This window comes from Salinicola halophilus (assembly GCF_003206155.1).
Classification (GTDB): domain Bacteria; phylum Pseudomonadota; class Gammaproteobacteria; order Pseudomonadales; family Halomonadaceae; genus Salinicola; species Salinicola halophilus.
In genome coordinates this window covers 902,669-919,794 of sequence record NZ_PZJV01000001.1, presented here as the reverse complement: position 1 = coordinate 919,794, position 17,126 = coordinate 902,669, and the positions used below count along the sequence as shown (strand labels likewise).

Here is a 17,126-nt window from a genome sequence, read left to right as displayed (position 1 = left end):
GTCCAAGGTCGAAGACGTCATGCGCCAGGTATTGGCGAGACAGCTTTCACGCACGGGATCACCACAAGGAAGAGACAGGCGGATGATGAAAAAACTCGCAACGCTCGGCGCCATCGCGCTCGCCCCTTTGGCTGTCGCCTCCGCGGCGCAGGCGGATCAGGCCTCCGTGGACCGCTTGACCCATCTGCTGGAGCCGCTGGAGAGCTATTCGGCGGACTTCGAGCAGCAGATTCTCGATGCCTCCGGCTCGAGCCTGCAGGACACCAGCGGCCACATGTGGCTCTCGCGGCCGGGGCATTTTCGCTGGGAGGTCAACGAGCCCTATCGTCAGCTGGTCGTGTCCGACGGTGATGATGTGACGCTGTACGACCCCGATCTCGAGCAGGTCACCATCCAGCCCCTCGACGAGCGCGTCACCCACACGCCGGCGCTGCTGCTCTCGGGCAGCGCTTCCGAGCTCGCCCAGAACTACGACGTCTCGCGCCAGCAGCAGGGCGCCAGCGAAACGTTCACCCTCGCGCCGAGGGCCAACGACACGCTGTTCGAGCAGTTGAAGCTCACTTTCTTCAGCGAGTCTCTTGATACGCTGCAGATGACCGACAGCACCGGCCAGCGTACGGCGATCGACTTCGACAACGCCGAAACCAACGTGACGATCGATCCCGCGCAGTTCGAGTTCGAGATTCCCGAAGGTGCCGACGTGATTCGCGAGCAGTCCCCCGCCAGGCCGTAAGCCCCCTCGCATTGGTGCCACGCAGCCTGATTCGCCCGACCCCGTCTTGATGGCGGGGTCGGGCGTTTGGATTTGGGCCGATGGGTTTTTGACGGGAAGAAGATCAGCTCGCGTCGTCGGCCCGGCGGTCCAGCTCGTCACGCCACGCCTTGATCTCGCGAAAGCGCTTCTCCTGGCCGAATTCGCTCGGTTCGAAGAAAGCGGCCTTGGGAAGGTCGGCGGGCCAGCAGTCGTGACGACTGCCGGCGGGGTAGCCCTCGGGTTCGGCGTGGGCGTAGCGGTAGCCTTCGCCATAGCCGAGCGACGCCATGAGTTTGGTGGGGGCATTTCGCAGATAGACCGGCACTTCGAGGTCGGGGTGTGCGGCCACGAACGCCTTGGCCTGGCTCCAGGCCTGATCGATACGGTTGCTCTTGGGGGCGGTTGCGAGATGGATCGCGGCGTGGGCGATGGCGCGCTGACCTTCGTAGTCGCCGAGGCGCAGGTAGGCGTCCCAGGCGGCGATCACCAGCGGCAGCGCTCGCGGGTCGGCGTTGCCGACGTCCTCGGAGGCGATCGCGGCCAGGCGTCGAACGACGTCCAGCGGATCGCCACCGCCGCTGACGAACTGCGCGATGTAGAGCAGCGCGGCATCGGTTCGCGATGAGCGAATCGACTTGTGAATGGCAGAAAGCAGGTCGTAGTAGTGCTCTCCCTGCTTGTCGAAAGCCGCCCCCTGATGGCCGATCACCTCGGCCACGGCGTCTTGCTCCAGCCGCTCGCCGTCACCCTCGACGACGGCGAAGTCGCACGCGGTCTCCAGCAGTCCCAGTGCCCGACGGGCGTCACCCGAGGCGGCCCGGGCGAGCGTCGAGAGCGCCTCGGCACTGGCATGAATGCGGCGCTTGCCGAGACCGTTGGCCTCGTCGCTCAGCGCCCGCTCCAGCACGGTGATCAGTTCCGCTTCGTCGAGGGATTTCAGCACGTAGACCCGCGCCCGCGAGAGCAGGGCCGAGTTGACCTCGAACGAGGGGTTTTCGGTCGTCGCGCCGATCAGCGTGAGCAGCCCGGACTCGACGTGGGGCAGCAGAGCGTCCTGCTGGCTCTTGTTGAGGCGATGGATCTCGTCGAGGAAAAGCAGCGTCTGGCGTTCGCGAGAGTGCGCTTCGCGAGCGCGTTCGACCACCGCGCGGATCTCCTTGACCCCGGCCATCACCGCCGAGAGCTGCTCGAGTCGCGCCCCGGAGGTCGCGGCGAGAATCTCGGCAAGTGTGGTCTTGCCAACGCCCGGCGGCCCCCAGAGGATCATCGAGCGGACGCTGGCGGTCTCGGCCATGCGCCGCAGCGGCTTGTCGGGGCCGACCAGCGCCTGCTGGCCGATATAGTCGTCGAGCCGTCGCGGACGCATGCGAAAGGCGAGCGGGGCGGTATCGTTCGAGGGTGCGGCGAAAAGATCCATGAATATCTTCCAGGCGGGCAGTCGGCGGTGAAGCGGGTACATTTCGCTACAGCGAATCAGACATTAGCCGTAGAGCGTTTGGCGAAAAAACCGCTAGGGTATGAAATTCTAGCGGCTGACCCGAGGCGCGCCCAATGCGTGTCAGGTGTCGCAGGCGTCGACGGGAAGCACTTCCCAGTCGCGCGGCACCGACTAGACTAGGCCAAGGGGTGGAGGTAGCTGTCGCGCCCTGCGCGAACCCCGCGACGATGCCCGCTGGCATCGCCACTGCACGGACAGGAGAATCCCATGCCCATGCTCACCCAACTGCGCCAGGATCATGCCAACATGGCACGCCTGCTGCACGTGCTTCAGTTGAAGCACAAGACGCTGTCCGACGGCGAGCGCCCGAACTTCCGCCTGATTCGGGAAGTCGTGGACTACATCCTCGATTACATGAACGGGTTCACGGTGCCGCTCGAGCGGATCTGCAGCGAGCAGCTCGCCAGCAAGGTGCCGCAGGCCGAGGCACTGAGTGAACGCCTGACCCAGGACTACCAGCATCTCCACGAGCAGCTCATGCGTCTCTCCCAGGACATCGACATGATCTTGATGGATGGTGTCATGCCGATGGACAAGTTCGCCGACGATCTCAAACGCTACCTCGAATCGCACCGCGCCTACCTGCGGGCCGAACGCGAGGAGCTCTTTCCCCTGATTCGCGAGCACTTCGACGAAGCCGCGCTGGCGAAGCTCGCCAGTGAACTGCCGGATCATGCCGAAGCGGAGCTGGCGCGACTCCAGGAAGCCTATCCTGAGCTCTACACGGAGTTTCGCGACGCCCCCTCGCCGCTGGCCTCCTGACGGTCGTCGGCGACGGCGCCTCCAAGGGCTCGCTTTCGCCGACGTTTCTCTCCCGCCCGCACTCTTTCTCGTTCGGATTCTTTCTCGCCCGGATTCTGTCTCGCCAGAACGCCTTCTCGGCTGAGCTCCCTCTCGCCAAAGTTCGCTCTCGTTGCCGTCGTCTACGCGACGACGTGCCGCCAGGCGCGAGACATTCGCCGTGTCCAGGGTTGGCTTTCGCTTTACCCAGGAATGGCTCCCGGGGGCGTTCAAGCGATGCGCCGGGCAGTCAGCGATCGCCTCTGCGCGATCGCGGCCCTTTGCGTAGAATGGCGCCGATCAGCGCGAGGAGAGAGCATGGATCGGCTGCAGGCAATGCAGATTTTCCGCACGGTGGTGGAGGCGGGCAGCCTTGCCGCGGGCGCACGGCGACTGGGGGTCTCCAACGCCATGGTCAGCAAGCAGATCGCGCGGCTCGAGCAGACCTTGGGCGTGCGCCTGCTGGTGCGAACCACGCGGCGGCTCCAGCTCACGGCGGAAGGCGAGCACTTTCTCGCCGCCGGCGGGCGGCTGTTGGATGAGTGGCAGGAACTCGAAGCGGGGCTCGGCGAGCGTCGCGGCGAGATCCGCGGGCGACTGCGTCTCTCCGCGCCGCTGGATTTTGGCGTCCGGGCACTGATGGGGGCGCTGCAGGCGTTCGAACAGGCCCATCCGGCGGTGACGCTCGATCTCGTACTCGAGGACAGACACGTCGACCCACAGGCGGAGGATTTCGATCTGGTGGTGCGTATCGGCGAGCGCAAGGACTCGAACCTGATCGCGCGTCCCTTGATGCAGATGCCGGTCCACGTCTACGCCTCGCCCGACTACCTGCGCCGACACGGCACGCCGCGGCACCCGTTCGAACTCAAGCAGCATCGCTGCCTCACCTATACGCTCTCGCCCCAGGGCTCGCACTGGGGATTTCTCATCGACGGCCGGGTCGAGCGCCTGCGTCTACCCATCACGTTGTCCTGTAACAATGGAGGCGCGCTGATCGAAGCGGCGGTGCTCGGCATGGGACTCACTCGAAAGCCCGAGTTCCTGGGGGAGCCCGAAGTAGCGGCGAGGCGTCTGGTGCGGGTGCTCGAACCCTTCGAACTGCCACCACTGGAAGTGCATCTGCTCTACGCCGAGCGTGCCTACATGCCCGCTCGGCTCCGGGCGCTGATCGACTCGCTGCTCGCGTATTTCGACGGTCGCGGGGGCGTATCCCCGCCTCGAGAGTCGGTCATCGATGCCCCCGTTCGGCCGGAAGAGCGGCATGACTGACGCCCTCGTCTTCGACTCCGGCGTCGGCGGGCTTTCGGTCTACGCCGAGATCCGTCGCCGCCAGGCGCATCTGTCGCTCGATTACGTCTGCGACAACGCGGCACTGCCCTACGGTACCAAGCCGGATGCCTGGCTAACCGCGCGCATCGTGGCGGTCTGTCTCGCCGCCTGCGAGCGCGTTCGCCCGCGCGCGCTGGTGGTCGCTTGCAACACGGCGAGCACGCTGGCGCTCGAGGCGCTGCGCGAGGCGTTGTCGATCCCTGTCATCGGTACCGTACCGGCGGTCAAGACAGCGGCCGCACTGAGTCGCTCGCGCTGCATCGGACTGCTCGCCACCAGCGCGACACTCAAGCGTGGCTACCTCGATCGGCTGATCGTCGATTTCGCCGGCGACTGTCGCGTCATGCGGGTGGCGGCGGATGCCCTGGTACTGGAGGCCGAGCGTCGTCTGGCGGGGGAAAAGGCACGTCACGAGGTGCTGATCGAAGCGCTGGCGCCGCTGTCGGCGGCGATCGAGCTCGATGCCGTGGTGCTCGGCTGCACCCATTTTCCGCTGCTTCGCGAGGCGCTGGCCGCCGTGCTGCCGGTCGGGGTCCGCTGGATCGACTCCGGTGCCGCCATCGCTCAGCGTCTCGCGACGATTCTCGGCGCGACCGTCGAACCGTCTTCGATCACGCCGCGGGACCGCAAACTCGCCAGGAGCTTCGCGACTCGACCGGACGCCCCGGGACTCGCGACGGCGCTGGGCCGCTTCGGCCTCGGCGCCCCCGAACGCCTTGCGCTCGCTCCGGTGCCGACAGGCTCACCGTCGACGCCGTCGAACGCATCGTCCGTACCTGTATTACCGTTTTCTCAAGGAGAATAGTGTGGTCATCACCACTATCGAGGCGTCGCGCTATCCGGCCCAGCTCGAGGCCAAGCGTCAGCGGATCGAAGCACAGTTCGCGGCCTTCGAGCCGCCCGCGCTCGAAGTCTTCGCCTCGCCTGCCGAGCACTATCGCATGCGTGCCGAGTTTCGCCTCTGGCACGAGGGCGACGACCTTTTCTATGCCATGTTCGAGCCCGACCATGACAAACCGCGTCATCGCGGCAAGGTCGCCCAGCGCATCGTGCGACTCGAGACGTTTCCCGTCGCCAGTGAGCGAATCAACGCGCTGATGCCGGCGCTGCTCGACGCCATTCGCGACGAGCCGCTGATGCGCCACAAGCTCTTTCAGGTCGAATTCCTGACCACGCTGAGCGGGGAGGCGCTGGTGACGCTGATCTACCACAAGCCGCTGGACGAGGCGTGGGAGGCCCGAGCTTGCGAGCTGCAGGCGTCGCTCGGCGTCTCGCTGATCGGTCGCTCCCGCAAGCAGCGCCTGGTGCTTTCCCGCGATCACGTCTGGGAACGGCTGGAGGTCGACGGTCGCGAGTTCGTCTATCAGCAGGTCGAGAACAGCTTCACTCAGCCCAATGCCGAGATCTGCCGGTCGATGCTCGAGTGGGCGCGGGACGCGACCCGCGAAAGCCACGGCGATCTGGTCGAGCTCTACTGCGGCAACGGCAACTTCACCGTGGCGCTCGCCGAGAATTTCCGGCGGGTCGTTGCCACCGAAATCTCGCGCACCTCGGTCGCTTCGGCACAGGCCAACGTCGAGGCCAACGGGCTGGATAACGTGCACGTGGCACGAATGTCCGCCGAGGAGTTCACCCAGGCGTTGGCGGGAGAGAAAACCGGTCGCCGCGTTGCGGCAATGGCGCTCGACGAGTGCGAGTTCTCGACGGTGCTGGTGGACCCGCCGAGAGCGGGGCTCGATCGCGAGAGCTGCGAGCCGCTGAAACAGTACGAACGCATCGTCTATATTTCCTGCAATCCGGCGTCGCTGGCGGTCAATCTGGCCCAGCTCGACGAGACGCATCGCATTACACGCATGGCGCTGTTTGACCAGTTCCCCTGGACCGACCACTGTGAGTGCGGGGTGCTGCTGGAACGCCGGCACTCGCGCTGACGTTGTCAATCATTGCCTGGGCCGAACGACGCCCCGGGCGATGCGCAACCGACATGTGTCATGACGAAGCCATTAGTTGAATGGGGCGCTTGTCGGCGCTGGCGTAATCTTCGCGCATGCGAGTCGCGACCCGAGGGCATTAAGTGTCTGTCGAGCGCCGACTCGCCAATAATCTGGTGGCCGCCACGATGACGGCCGGTGTCAGCCGAGGTGATAGATGCAACATGTCGCGATCGAGGGAAAAACGGAGTTTCTTGAGCAGCTGCGGGAAAAGCTGGCTCAGCGACTGCCCGAGGAGAAGGTCAACCGCATCACGGCGTTCGCGGAGGATCTCTACGCGACGGCGCCATTCGAGGAGGCCGCGGAGCGACAGCTCGAGGATGTCTACGGTGCGACGTTGGCAGCCTGGCACTTTATGCGCACCTTCGATCCCACCGATGCCAAGGTGCGCATCTTCAACCCCAATTTCGAAGAGCACGGCTGGCAGTCGCCGCACACCGTCGTGGCGGTCCTTCACGAGGACATGCCGTTTCTGGTCGACTCTGTGCGCATGGAGCTCAACCGGCGCGGGCTGACGCTGCATGCCATCCACAATGCGGTGCTCGCGGTGGCGCGGGACGCCCGCCATCATGTCGAACGCATTACCGGCATCCGCGCCAGCGACGCGCCCGAGTCGCGAGAGTCGATCATCCTCATCGAGGTCGATCGCCATACCGATCAGGCCATGCTCGCCGACCTGGAGCAGAACCTGCACGACGTCCTGCGTGACGTGCGCACTGCCGTGACCGACTTCGAACCGATGTGCGAGCGCATGCGGGGCGTCATCGGCGAGCTGCGCGAGCAGGTGACGCAAGGCGTCTCGGCTGCCGATCAGGACGAGACCGTTGCCTTTCTGGAGTGGCTGCTCGACGAGCACTTCACTTATCTGGGCTACGTGGAAAGCCGGTTCGTCGGCGAGGGCAGCGACGTCCGCCGCGAGGTCGTCGAGGGGAGTGAACTCGGCGTGCTCAAGCTCGACGAGCCGCGCTACGCCGAGGCCGTACCGTTCGAGGCTGGCGAGACCGCCGATACTCAGCCGGCGCTGCTGCGTTTCGCCAAGAGCGCCTGGCATTCGCGGGTGCACCGGCCCACTTATCCCGATCACATCGCCGTGGTGCGCTACGACGCCCAGGGCCGTGCGGTCGGCGAGTGGCGTTTCTTCGGACTCTTCACCTCGCTGGTCTACAACGAATCGCCGCGCAGCGTGCCGGTGCTTCGACGCAAGGTCGAAGCCGTGATCGACATTGCCGGCGTCAACCCCAAGGGCCATAACGGCAAGCTGTTGCTGCAGATTCTCGAGGTGCATCCCCGCGACGATCTGTTCCAGAGCACGACCGAGGAGCTGGCCGAGACGGCGTTCGGCATTCTCAACATCCGAGAACGTCGTCGCGTGCGGCTGTTCGTGCGTACCGATCACGCCGGACAGTTCTACTCCTGTCTCGTGTTCGTACCGCGGGACATCTTCTCCACCGACCTGCGCCTGCGCATTCAGAACTTGCTGTGCCAGGAGCTCGACGCCAACTTCGCCGACTTCAACCCGTACCTGTCGGAGTCGGTGCTGGCGCGAATCCAGTTCACGCTGCGCTTCAAGGGCGAGGCGCCGGTGGAGTTCGATCGCCGTGCGCTGGAGAAGAAGGTCATCGGGCTGACGCGCAACTGGCGCGAGGATCTTCACGGCGCGCTGATCGAGGCGCTGGGCGAGGAGGCGGGGAACCGACAGCTGCAGGTCTTCCGCGACGCCTTTCCCGGCGGCTATCGCGATGACTTCTCGGCGCGCACCGGCGCGAACGATATCCGCTACCTGCAGGCGCTGGACGAGGGCGCGCCGATCGGCGTCAGCCTTTACCACATGGCCGAGCGTGCGGCGGGCAGCGTCAATCTCAAGCTCTATCATCTCGACACGCCCATCCCGCTCTCCGACATGCTGCCGGTGCTGGAGAATCTGGGGCTGCGGGTGATCAGCGAACGGCCGTATCGCATCGCTACCGCCGAGCAAGCGTACTGGATCCACGACTTCACCTTCGAGTATCGCGGGGTCGAAGAGGTCGATCTGGGCGAGATGCGCGAGAACTTCATCGATGCCTTTACCCGGATCTGGGTCGGTGATGCGGAAAACGACGCCTACAACCGGCTGATCATCGGCGCCGGTCTCGACTGGCGCCAGGTCGCGGTGCTGCGCGCCTATGCCCGCTACCTCAAACAGCTGCGCATCGGTCTCTCGCAGGCCTATATCGCCAATACGCTGGCCACCTACACCGACATCACCCGCGGGCTGACCGAGCTGTTCGAACAGCGCTTCACCCCCGACGGCGAAAGCGACCGGGATGCCGCCTGCGAGCGCATCATCGAGTCGGTCAACGGCCAGCTCGATCAGGTCGCGAGCCTCAACGACGACCTGCTGCTGCGCCGCTACGTCGACCTGATCCAGGCGACGGTGCGTACCAACTTCTTCCAACCCCAGGCCGACGGCGGCGCCAAGGCGTACATCTCGTTCAAGCTCGAGCCCAGCAAGGTGCCGGGCATGCCCAAGCCGCGGCCGATATTCGAGGTGTTCGTCTACTCGCCGCGCATGGAAGGTGTGCATCTGCGCGGTGGCAAGGTGGCCCGCGGCGGATTGCGCTGGTCGGATCGCAACGAGGATTTTCGCACCGAGATCCTGGGATTGATGAAGGCCCAGCAGGTGAAGAACTCGGTCATCGTGCCGGTGGGGGCGAAGGGCGGTTTCATCTGCAAGCGCATGCCGGAGAACGCGGATCGGGATGCGATCCAGGCCGAGGGCATCGAGTGCTATCGCATTCTGATTCGCGGACTGCTCGACATCAGCGACAATCTCGATGGCACCACCGTGGTCGCGCCGACGGCGGTGGTTCGTCACGACCCGGACGACCCCTATCTGGTCGTCGCCGCCGACAAGGGCACCGCGACCTTCTCCGATTACGCCAACGCCATTTCGCTGGAGTACGGGTTCTGGCTGCGCGACGCCTTCGCCTCCGGCGGGGCGCAGGGCTATGACCACAAGGGCATGGCGATCACCGCCCGCGGTGCCTGGGAGTCGGTGAAGCGCCACTTCCGCGAAATGGGCATCAATACCCAGAAAGACGAGTTCACGGCACTGGGCGTCGGCGATATGGCGGGTGACGTCTTCGGCAACGGCATGCTGCTCTCCGACAAGATTCGTCTGCTCGGGGCGTTCAATCACCGCCATATCTTCGTCGATCCGACCCCCGATGCGGCGGCCTCGTTCACCGAGCGCCAGCGTCTGTTCGAGCAGCCCCGCTCGAGCTGGTCGGACTACGACGAGAGCGTGATCTCCGAAGGCGGCGGCATCTTCGATCGCAACGCCAAGTCGATCGCGATCTCGCCGGCGATGAAGGAAGTCTTCGACATCGAAGCGGACAAGCTCGCGCCCAACGATTTGATCAACGCGATGCTCAAGTCACGCTTCGATCTGCTCTGGAACGGCGGCATCGGCACCTACGTCAAGGCCTCCACCGAGAGCCACGCCGATGTCGGCGATAAGGCCAACGACGGACTGCGCATCGATGGTCGCGAGCTCAAGTGCCGCGTCGTCGGCGAAGGCGGCAACCTGGGCCTGACACAGCGCGGCCGAATGGAGGCCGCGGCCCGTGGCGTCCGCGTGAATACGGACTTCATCGACAATGCCGGCGGGGTGAACTGCTCCGACCACGAGGTCAACATCAAGATCCTGCTGGATGACATCGTCCAGCGCGGTGACATGACCGAGAAGCAGCGCAACGAGCTGCTCGGCGAAATGACCGACGAGGTCGGCGACCTCGTGGTGCGTGACAACTACCGTCAGACCCAGGCGCTCTCGCTCGCCGAACTGCAGTCCCAGGAAGGGCTGGGGCCGTACCGACGTTTCATCAACGAGCTCGAGGCCGCCGGCAGTCTCGACCGTGAACTCGAGTTCCTCCCCAGCGACGAGCAGCTGATCGAGCGCAGCAACAACGACGGCGGCCTGACGCTGCCCGAGCTCTGCGTGCTGATCTCGTATGCCAAAAGTACGCTCAAGAGCGATCTCATCGCCGCCGAACTCCCGGACGACCCGCAGCTGCAACAGCACGTGACCCGGGCATTCCCGGGAACGCTTGCCGAGCGGTATCCGCAGGATCTCTACCAGCACCGGCTCAAGCAGGAGATCGTGGCAACGCAGCTGGCCAACAATCTGGTCGACCACATGGGCGTGACCTTCATTCGCCAGCTGCGCGACGCCACCGGCGCCAGCCGCGTGGAGATCGCTCAGGCCTACGTCATCGCTCGGGACAGCTTCGGCCTGGAGCGGCTGTGGGAGCGTATCGAGGCGCTGGACTACAAGGTCGAGAGCCAGGTGCAGTACCGAATGATGCTCGATCTGATGCGGCTGCTGCGCCGGGCGACCCGCTGGTTCGTGCGTCACCGCGGCTCGCTCAGCGTCAAGGAGTGCGTCGACCAGTTCGCCCCGCAGCTGGCACAGATCCAGGAGGATATCGGCAACCGTCTGCAGGGCGACGAGCGTGACGCCTGGATCGAGCGACGCGATGCGCTCGTCGAGGCGGGCGTGCCGCAGGCCACCGCGGCGGTCGTGGCGGCGGCCCCCAGCCTTTATGCCGGCCTCGGGATCATCCAGGCGGCGCGCGCCAGCGATGAAAAGCTCCAGCGTGTCGCCGAGGTGTACTACACCGTGGGCGAACGGCTCGATCTGCCGTGGATGATGCAGCAGCTCAACGGCCTCGAAGTGCGGGACGGCTGGCAGGCGCAGGCACGGGAAACCTTCCGTGACGATCTCGATCGCCAGCAGCTGGCGTTGACGGTCAAGGTGCTGGGCATGGCCGAGGCCCCGCGAGACGTGGAGAAACGGGTCGAGCGCTGGGAGCAGCAGCATGCGGCGCTGTTCGAGCGCTGGAACGCGCTGCTCGCCGAAATCAACACCGGCACGCAGGTCAGCTTCGCGCTGGCCGCGGTGGCGATTCGGGAGCTGGTCGATCTTGCCGAAAGCGAGAGTGACGGATAAGGTTGCCCGAGCCGGGCGAGGCGTGCGTGCCTCGTCCACTCCGAGCGCGTCGACGCGGTCGCGCTCCCTTTTGATCGACGCGTGCCGTTACCCCGTCGGGTATCGGCAGGCGTCCTCGTTACGCGGGAAGCGACGTGACCGTCGCCAATGCAGAGAGGCCCCATGAAGCATCGCGTATTCACTACTCTCGTCGTGGGCTTGAGCCTTGCCGGCGTCAGCTCGCAGACGCTCGCCCAGAGCGAAGCGCTCAAGGACGCTCAGGAAGCGGCCAGCCAGGTCGACCTTACCAAGTTCTTCAAGTCGAGCAGCGACGCTCGTAGCCAGAGCTTCTTCTTCGGCGGTATGTATCAACATCCCTTCACCGTGGAAGAGGCGGGCCGCTATCGTTTCGCGAGCTCGACCCTGCCGGGTGAGTCGGAGGACTACAAGATCCTTGCCACGCTCGTCGATGCCGACGGCAATGTCGTAGCCAAGGACAGCGGCATGGGTTACTCCGGCGGTCTGGTCATGGAAGAGGCGCTGGAGCCGGGCACCTACACCATTCAAGTGTCGGGTCAGAAATTCGGGACCACCAAGACCGGTGGCAACAGCTACAACATCAGCGTCGCCGAACTCGATGCCCAGGGCCGCGTGCTGGATAACGGCCAGAGCGGTATCGACGACGGCGGCGGTATCATGTTCGGCGGCGCCGCACCTTCCGGGCGGACGACCGCTTTCGTTGACGAGAGCGATCAGGTCGCGACGCTCAGCGCCCCCAGCCGACGCGGCGAGGATGCCCAGGCCGGCGGTAACGGTGAGCGGGACGCGGGAGATGGCGACGCCACGCACGCGCCTTCCAACACCGGTGTCGCGGCAACACCGCCGGCGACGCCGGATACGGATGCGGCCGCCATCGACGAGCCGCTGGCGGAGAAGGCCGTCGAATCGGCTTCCACACCCAACCCTGGCCCTCGTGAAGCGCCGGCGATGCCCGACGGTTTCGACGAGATCGTCGCCGATATCCTGATTCGGGAGCAGGGCGTCGTGCTGAGCTTCAACGTCGCTACGGCGGGGACGGTTTCGGTGGCAAGCTCGACCTTCCCGGGCAACGAAGGGACTTACCGGCTCGAGGTGCGGATACTCGACGAGAACGGTCAGGTCGTTGCCAGCGATGAGGGTTCCATGGCCGATGGCGATTTCGATATCGAAACCGTGCTCCCGTCGGGCCAGTATCAGGTCTGGGTGAACGGTCAGCGGTTCGGTTCGGCCATGAACGGCGCCAACAACTACACGCTGCGTGTGCAGCAGCTGGATACACAGTAGTGCGCTGAGTTCTCTTCGACGGATGCTAGCGACCCGGCGCCATTGGCGCCGGGTCTTTCGTCTACGGTCGGACGTGGCGATTCGTGCCCGGAAGAGGCGTTGAGGTATACTCGCACGCCGCCGAATCTCGACCCTTTCGCCATTTCAACCGCCGCCGACGAGAATTCCCATGTACCCCGTCGTTCGCTCGCTGCTGTTTCGTCTCGACCCCGAGACCGCCCATCGCCTGACGCTCACCGGCCTCGATACCGCGCACCGGCTGCATGTCGCCGGGCGGCTTGGCAGTCGTTCCGACGACGCCACGCCGGTTGACGTCATGGGGCTGTCGTTCGCCAATCGCGTGGGGCTGGCGGCAGGGCTCGACAAGAACGCCGATCATCTCGACGCGCTGGGCGCGCTCGGTTTCGGCTTCGTCGAGGTCGGTACGGTGACGCCCAAGGCGCAGCAGGGCAATCCGCGGCCGCGGCTTTTCCGGCTCACCGGCCCCCAGGCCATCATCAATCGGATGGGGTTCAATAACGCAGGCGTCGATCATCTGGTCGCCAACGTGCGTCGGAGCCGCTATGCCGGCGTCATCGGTATCAACATCGGCAAGAATCTCTCGACGCCGGTCGAGCGCGCGGTCGACGATTACGTCACCTGTCTGCAGCGGGCGCATGCGGCGGCGCACTACATCAGTGTCAATGTCTCCTCGCCCAACACGCCGGGGCTTCGGAGCCTGCAGTTCGGCGAGCATCTGGATTCGCTGCTGGGTGCGCTCAAGCAGGAGGCGACCCGGCTCGACGCGGTCAACGGCCGACGCGTCCCGCTGGCGGTGAAGATCGCCCCGGACATGACGCGCGACGAGATCGGCCTGGTCGCCACCGCATTGAAGGCCAACGCCATCGACGGCGTCATCGCCACCAACACCACCGTTGCGCGGGAAAACGTAGTGGGCACGCCCCACGCGCACGAGGCCGGTGGACTGTCGGGCGCGCCGCTGTTCGCGACCTCCACCGCGGTGGTTCGAGAACTGCGGCGACGCCTGCCCGATATGCCGATCATCGGTGCAGGGGGGATCGACAGCGGCGTTCGCGCCAGCGAGAAATGTCAGGCCGGCGCCGACCTGGTCCAGCTCTACACGGGGTTCATTTACCGCGGGCCGGAGCTGATCGGCGAATGCATCGAAGCGACTCGCCGGACCGACGAATTCGATAGCGCCGCGCTCTGATCGCTGAGGAATTGGCAAACGTAGTGGTTGTTGCGCGGTCTCGGGAGTCAGAGAGGCCCGCGGTCGAGGGCAGGGATAGGTTATCGCGGTTTGGCAGACGTGCCGTCAGACACGAAAAAGCCCGCCGTGAGGGCGGGCCTTGATTGGGCCTCGGCCCGACGTGGCAGCAGGGCCACTGTTCGGGTCGTTGCCGGTGTCGAATTCGAAGACAGTGTGTGAAGTTCCGAGAACGAGGTCAGGTCATGACCGCTGGATTTTTGTGAATGCCCGAAATGCCCGTCATGCCCGCCCACTGATCGCCGCGGCCTTCGCGCCAGCCGCTCATCCAGTTTTCGCGCAGATTGACCTCTTGGCTAGGGCATTCGTCGCGTGAGCGACCGGCCACCCCCGCTTTATAGCCGTGCAGATATGCCCGCTGAGTGCGATCACGTTTCTGTCGTTTCATCGTATGGCCTCTTGTCAAAACCACTACATCTGCGTTGGGACAGCACGGTCCATTGGGTGCCCGAGAGCCTCCAGGATTGGACCGTCCGCGGAACGTCCGGACAAGCGTTACACATGCGTTTTACCGTAGCTACGAGTGTTAGCTTTAGCCGAAATGATAACCAGTGTCGATAAGCGTTTTGGCATAAAGCCGGCCCCAATTTGTCATCACAGGAATATGACCGTCCGACGACGGTTTTAAGACGCCACCATGAAAGACGATAACTCGCTGTTGAGTCTCTATATCACCTGCCCCTGGAGCGTCGAAGCGCTGCTGGCGGACGAGGTCGCCGAACTCGGGGCTCAGATACAAAAAACTACCGTCGCCGGCGTTCACGTCACGGCGGACCGGGCGACGGCGTATCGCATCTGCCTCTGGTCGCGTCTGGCCAACCGGGTCGTGATGACGCTTGGCCGCAGCGCCGGCTGCGACGAGCCACCGGCGATCGTCGAGGCCGTCCGAGGGCTCGACTGGCCGGGCCTGTTGCGCGACGGTCAGACCATTGCCGTCGATTTTCACGGGCAGTCCGCTGCCATCCGCCATACCCGGTTCGGCGCGCAGGTGGTCAAGGACGGTGTGGTCGAGGCGATGCAGCTGTCAGGGCGCAAGCGGCCCTCGGTGGCGCCCAAGGACGCCGACGTTCGCCTCTATGCGCATCTGCACCGCGGACAGCTGCTGGTGGGGATCGACCTGGTCGGAGCGAGCCTGCACCAGCGCGGCTATCGTCGCGATGCGGGCCATGCGCCGCTCAAGGAAAACCTGGCGGCGGCGATCCTGGTGCGTGCCGGCTGGCCCGCGCGTGCCCGGCGCGGCGACTCGCTGGTGGACCCGATGTGCGGCGCGGGGACGCTGGTGATCGAGGCGGCGATGATGGCTACCGACACGGCGCCGCAGCTCGCTCGTGAGCAGTTCGATTTCGAACGCCTGACGGACTTCGATGCCGAGTGCTGGCGAGAACTCATGCAGGAAGCGCGGGCGCGCGCCTCGCTCGGTCGGCGGCGAGTTCAGTCGCGCCTCTTCGGATTCGACCAGAGCCCGCAGGCGATCGCGGCGGCCAAGAGCAATGCCATGCGCGCCGGCATACCGGCGGTCATCAACTTCGAGGGGGGCGCGGTCCACGCCCTCGAGCGTCCGGCGGCGGCGGCCGATACCGGCTTGGTCGTCACCAACCCCCCCTACGGTGAGCGCCTGGGCGAACTGCCGGAGCTCGTTGCGCTCTACGGCAAGCTCGGCGAGCGATTGAAGCACGGGTTCGGCGGCTGGACACTGGCGATGTTCACCGGTAACCCGGATCTCGGGCACCGGCTCGGTCTGCGCGCCCACCGGCAGTACGCCTTCAAGAATGGGCCGCTGGACTGCAAGCTGTTGCTCGCCGACGTTGCCGTCCGTTCGGCCGCGCCGGCAGTCGAGGCCGCAACGCTATCGGAAAATGATGGGCTAACAAAGGCGGCGCCGGAAACAGCGTCCACGGCGGGCGACGGGGCCTCTTCCCGCGCCACCTCGGCCGCCGAGTCTGATGACGCCCTCAGTGAAGGCGCGCGAATGTTCGCCAACCGGTTGCAGAAGAACCGCAAGCGGCTCGCCAAGTGGCTCAAGCGCTCTGGGGAGAGCTGCTATCGGCTGTACGATGCCGACATGCCGGAGTACGCCCTGGCCATCGACGTCTACGGTCACCAGATCCACGTTCAGGAGTACGCGCCACCCAAGTCCGTCGACGCCAGCCGGGCACAACGCCGGCTGCACGATGCGCTGAGTGCGATCCCGGTGGCGCTGGGCGTACGCCCCGAGCAGATTCACTACAAGCAGCGCGAGCGTCAGAGCGGCAAGGCGCAGTACGAAAAGCAGGGCGATAGCCATCAGCGCTTCGTGGTGAAGGAGGGAGCAGCATCGCTATGGGTCAACCTGGTCGACTATCTCGATACCGGGCTCTTTCTGGATCACCGCCCGGTGCGTCGGCTGCTCGGCGAGAAGGCGCGCGGCAGGCGCTTTCTCAACCTGTTCTGCTACACCGGAACGGCGACGGTTCACGCCGCACTCGGTGGCGCGAGCGAGAGCGTCAGTGTGGATCTCTCCAATACCTATCTGGAATGGGCGCGAGACAACTTCACGCTCAATCAGCTGGAGCCGAGCCGACACCGGGTGGTGCGTGACGACTGTTTTCGCTGGCTCGAGACGGCCAGCGCGACCTTCGATCTGATCTTTCTCGATCCGCCGACGTTTTCCAACTCGAAGAAGATGGCCGGTACGCTCGACGTCCAGCGCGATCACGCACGACTGATCGAGCTCGCCATGGCGCGTCTGGCGCCGGGCGGCGAGCTGATCTTCTCCAACAACCAGCAGCGTTTTCGCCTCGACCCGTCACTGTCGGCGACGTTCGTGGTAGAGGAGATCACCCAGCAGACGTTCGATCCCGATTTCACGCGGCGCACCAATCTTCACCACTGCTTTCGCATTCGCCATCGCGACTGACCCGAGAAGGGCGTCGCCGACTCAGTCGAGCAGCGACAGCTGCGCCATCGCGCGGCGCCCTTCGGGGCTTTCGTCCTCGGCTTCGAGCACCTTGCGCAATCCACGCGCGAGCTGGATATGGGCAAGGCTCTCGAGCCAGAGTTGCGCCTGTTCGTAACTGTCGGCGACGGCGTGCTTGAGGCCGCCGTACTGCGTGCCGATCTGGCCCCAGGCGCGGCTGAAGATCCAGTCGCCGAACATGTCCTGATGCAGATGAACGAGCACGTAGTCGTGCTCACTTTCCCAACGAACGATCACGCGAACTCCTGTCGTGCTG

The 17,126-nt window shown here is 65.2% G+C and carries 12 protein-coding genes; 9 read left to right on the top strand and 3 right to left on the bottom strand.

The genetic code is table 11. The features are described from left to right. Window positions 1-85: 85 nt before the first annotated feature. A complete protein-coding gene (lolA, locus tag DOM33_RS04150; RefSeq protein ID WP_110667513.1) occupies window positions 86-733 on the top strand; it encodes an outer membrane lipoprotein periplasmic chaperone LolA in 648 nt (215 codons plus the stop codon). Between the two features lie 103 nt (window positions 734-836). Here lolA and DOM33_RS04145 read toward each other — a convergent pair whose 3' ends face one another. Beyond that, window positions 837-2,171 (bottom strand): replication-associated recombination protein A, encoded by a 1,335-nt coding sequence (locus DOM33_RS04145; RefSeq protein WP_110666064.1) that lies wholly within the window; start codon window positions 2,169-2,171, stop codon window positions 837-839. A 294-nt stretch (window positions 2,172-2,465) separates the two neighbouring features. On the opposite strand from DOM33_RS04145, the gene DOM33_RS04140 reads away from it, so the two are divergent. From DOM33_RS04140 to DOM33_RS04110, 7 genes are all read left to right on the top strand, one after another. Beyond that, window positions 2,466-3,014: a hemerythrin domain-containing protein gene (locus tag DOM33_RS04140; RefSeq protein WP_110667511.1), complete on the top strand. Its 549-nt coding sequence runs from the start codon at window positions 2,466-2,468 to the stop codon at window positions 3,012-3,014. Window positions 3,015-3,350: 336 nt separating this feature from the next. Next, complete coding sequence (locus DOM33_RS04135; protein ID WP_110666062.1) at window positions 3,351-4,304, top strand: LysR family transcriptional regulator; 954 nt, start codon at window positions 3,351-3,353, stop codon at window positions 4,302-4,304. Then, on the top strand, window positions 4,297-5,169 hold the full coding sequence (gene murI / locus DOM33_RS04130; RefSeq protein ID WP_110667509.1) for a glutamate racemase: 873 nt from the start codon (window positions 4,297-4,299) through the stop codon (window positions 5,167-5,169). Before DOM33_RS04135 ends, murI begins: the two co-directional genes overlap by 8 nt. A gap of 1 nt (window position 5,170) precedes the next feature. Then, window positions 5,171-6,295, top strand: coding sequence for a tRNA (uridine(54)-C5)-methyltransferase TrmA (trmA, locus tag DOM33_RS04125; RefSeq protein WP_110666060.1), 1,125 nt, complete (start codon window positions 5,171-5,173; stop codon window positions 6,293-6,295). 217 nt (window positions 6,296-6,512) lie between these two features. Continuing rightward, the gene (locus DOM33_RS04120; protein WP_110666058.1) at window positions 6,513-11,345 is read left to right on the top strand and encodes an NAD-glutamate dehydrogenase; all 4,833 of its coding nucleotides are present in this window, start codon (window positions 6,513-6,515) and stop codon (window positions 11,343-11,345) included. Window positions 11,346-11,507: 162 nt separating this feature from the next. Beyond that, window positions 11,508-12,647, top strand: coding sequence for a hypothetical protein (locus tag DOM33_RS04115; RefSeq protein ID WP_110666056.1), 1,140 nt, complete (start codon window positions 11,508-11,510; stop codon window positions 12,645-12,647). Window positions 12,648-12,816: 169 nt separating this feature from the next. Next, window positions 12,817-13,857 (top strand): quinone-dependent dihydroorotate dehydrogenase, encoded by a 1,041-nt coding sequence (locus DOM33_RS04110; RefSeq protein WP_110666054.1) that lies wholly within the window; start codon window positions 12,817-12,819, stop codon window positions 13,855-13,857. A 235-nt stretch (window positions 13,858-14,092) separates the two neighbouring features. On the opposite strand, the gene rmf is transcribed toward DOM33_RS04110, so the two are convergent. Further along, window positions 14,093-14,302, bottom strand: a complete 210-nt coding sequence (rmf, locus tag DOM33_RS04105; RefSeq protein ID WP_110666052.1) for a ribosome modulation factor — start codon at window positions 14,300-14,302, stop codon at window positions 14,093-14,095. Between the two features lie 249 nt (window positions 14,303-14,551). Between rmf and rlmKL the strand changes: the two genes are divergently transcribed. Then, window positions 14,552-16,810: a bifunctional 23S rRNA (guanine(2069)-N(7))-methyltransferase RlmK/23S rRNA (guanine(2445)-N(2))-methyltransferase RlmL gene (gene rlmKL / locus DOM33_RS04100; RefSeq protein WP_110666050.1), complete on the top strand. Its 2,259-nt coding sequence runs from the start codon at window positions 14,552-14,554 to the stop codon at window positions 16,808-16,810. 21 nt (window positions 16,811-16,831) lie between these two features. On the opposite strand, the gene DOM33_RS04095 is transcribed toward rlmKL, so the two are convergent. Then, window positions 16,832-17,107, bottom strand: coding sequence for a hypothetical protein (locus DOM33_RS04095; RefSeq protein ID WP_110666048.1), 276 nt, complete (start codon window positions 17,105-17,107; stop codon window positions 16,832-16,834). Between the last annotated feature and the right edge of the window lie 19 nt (window positions 17,108-17,126).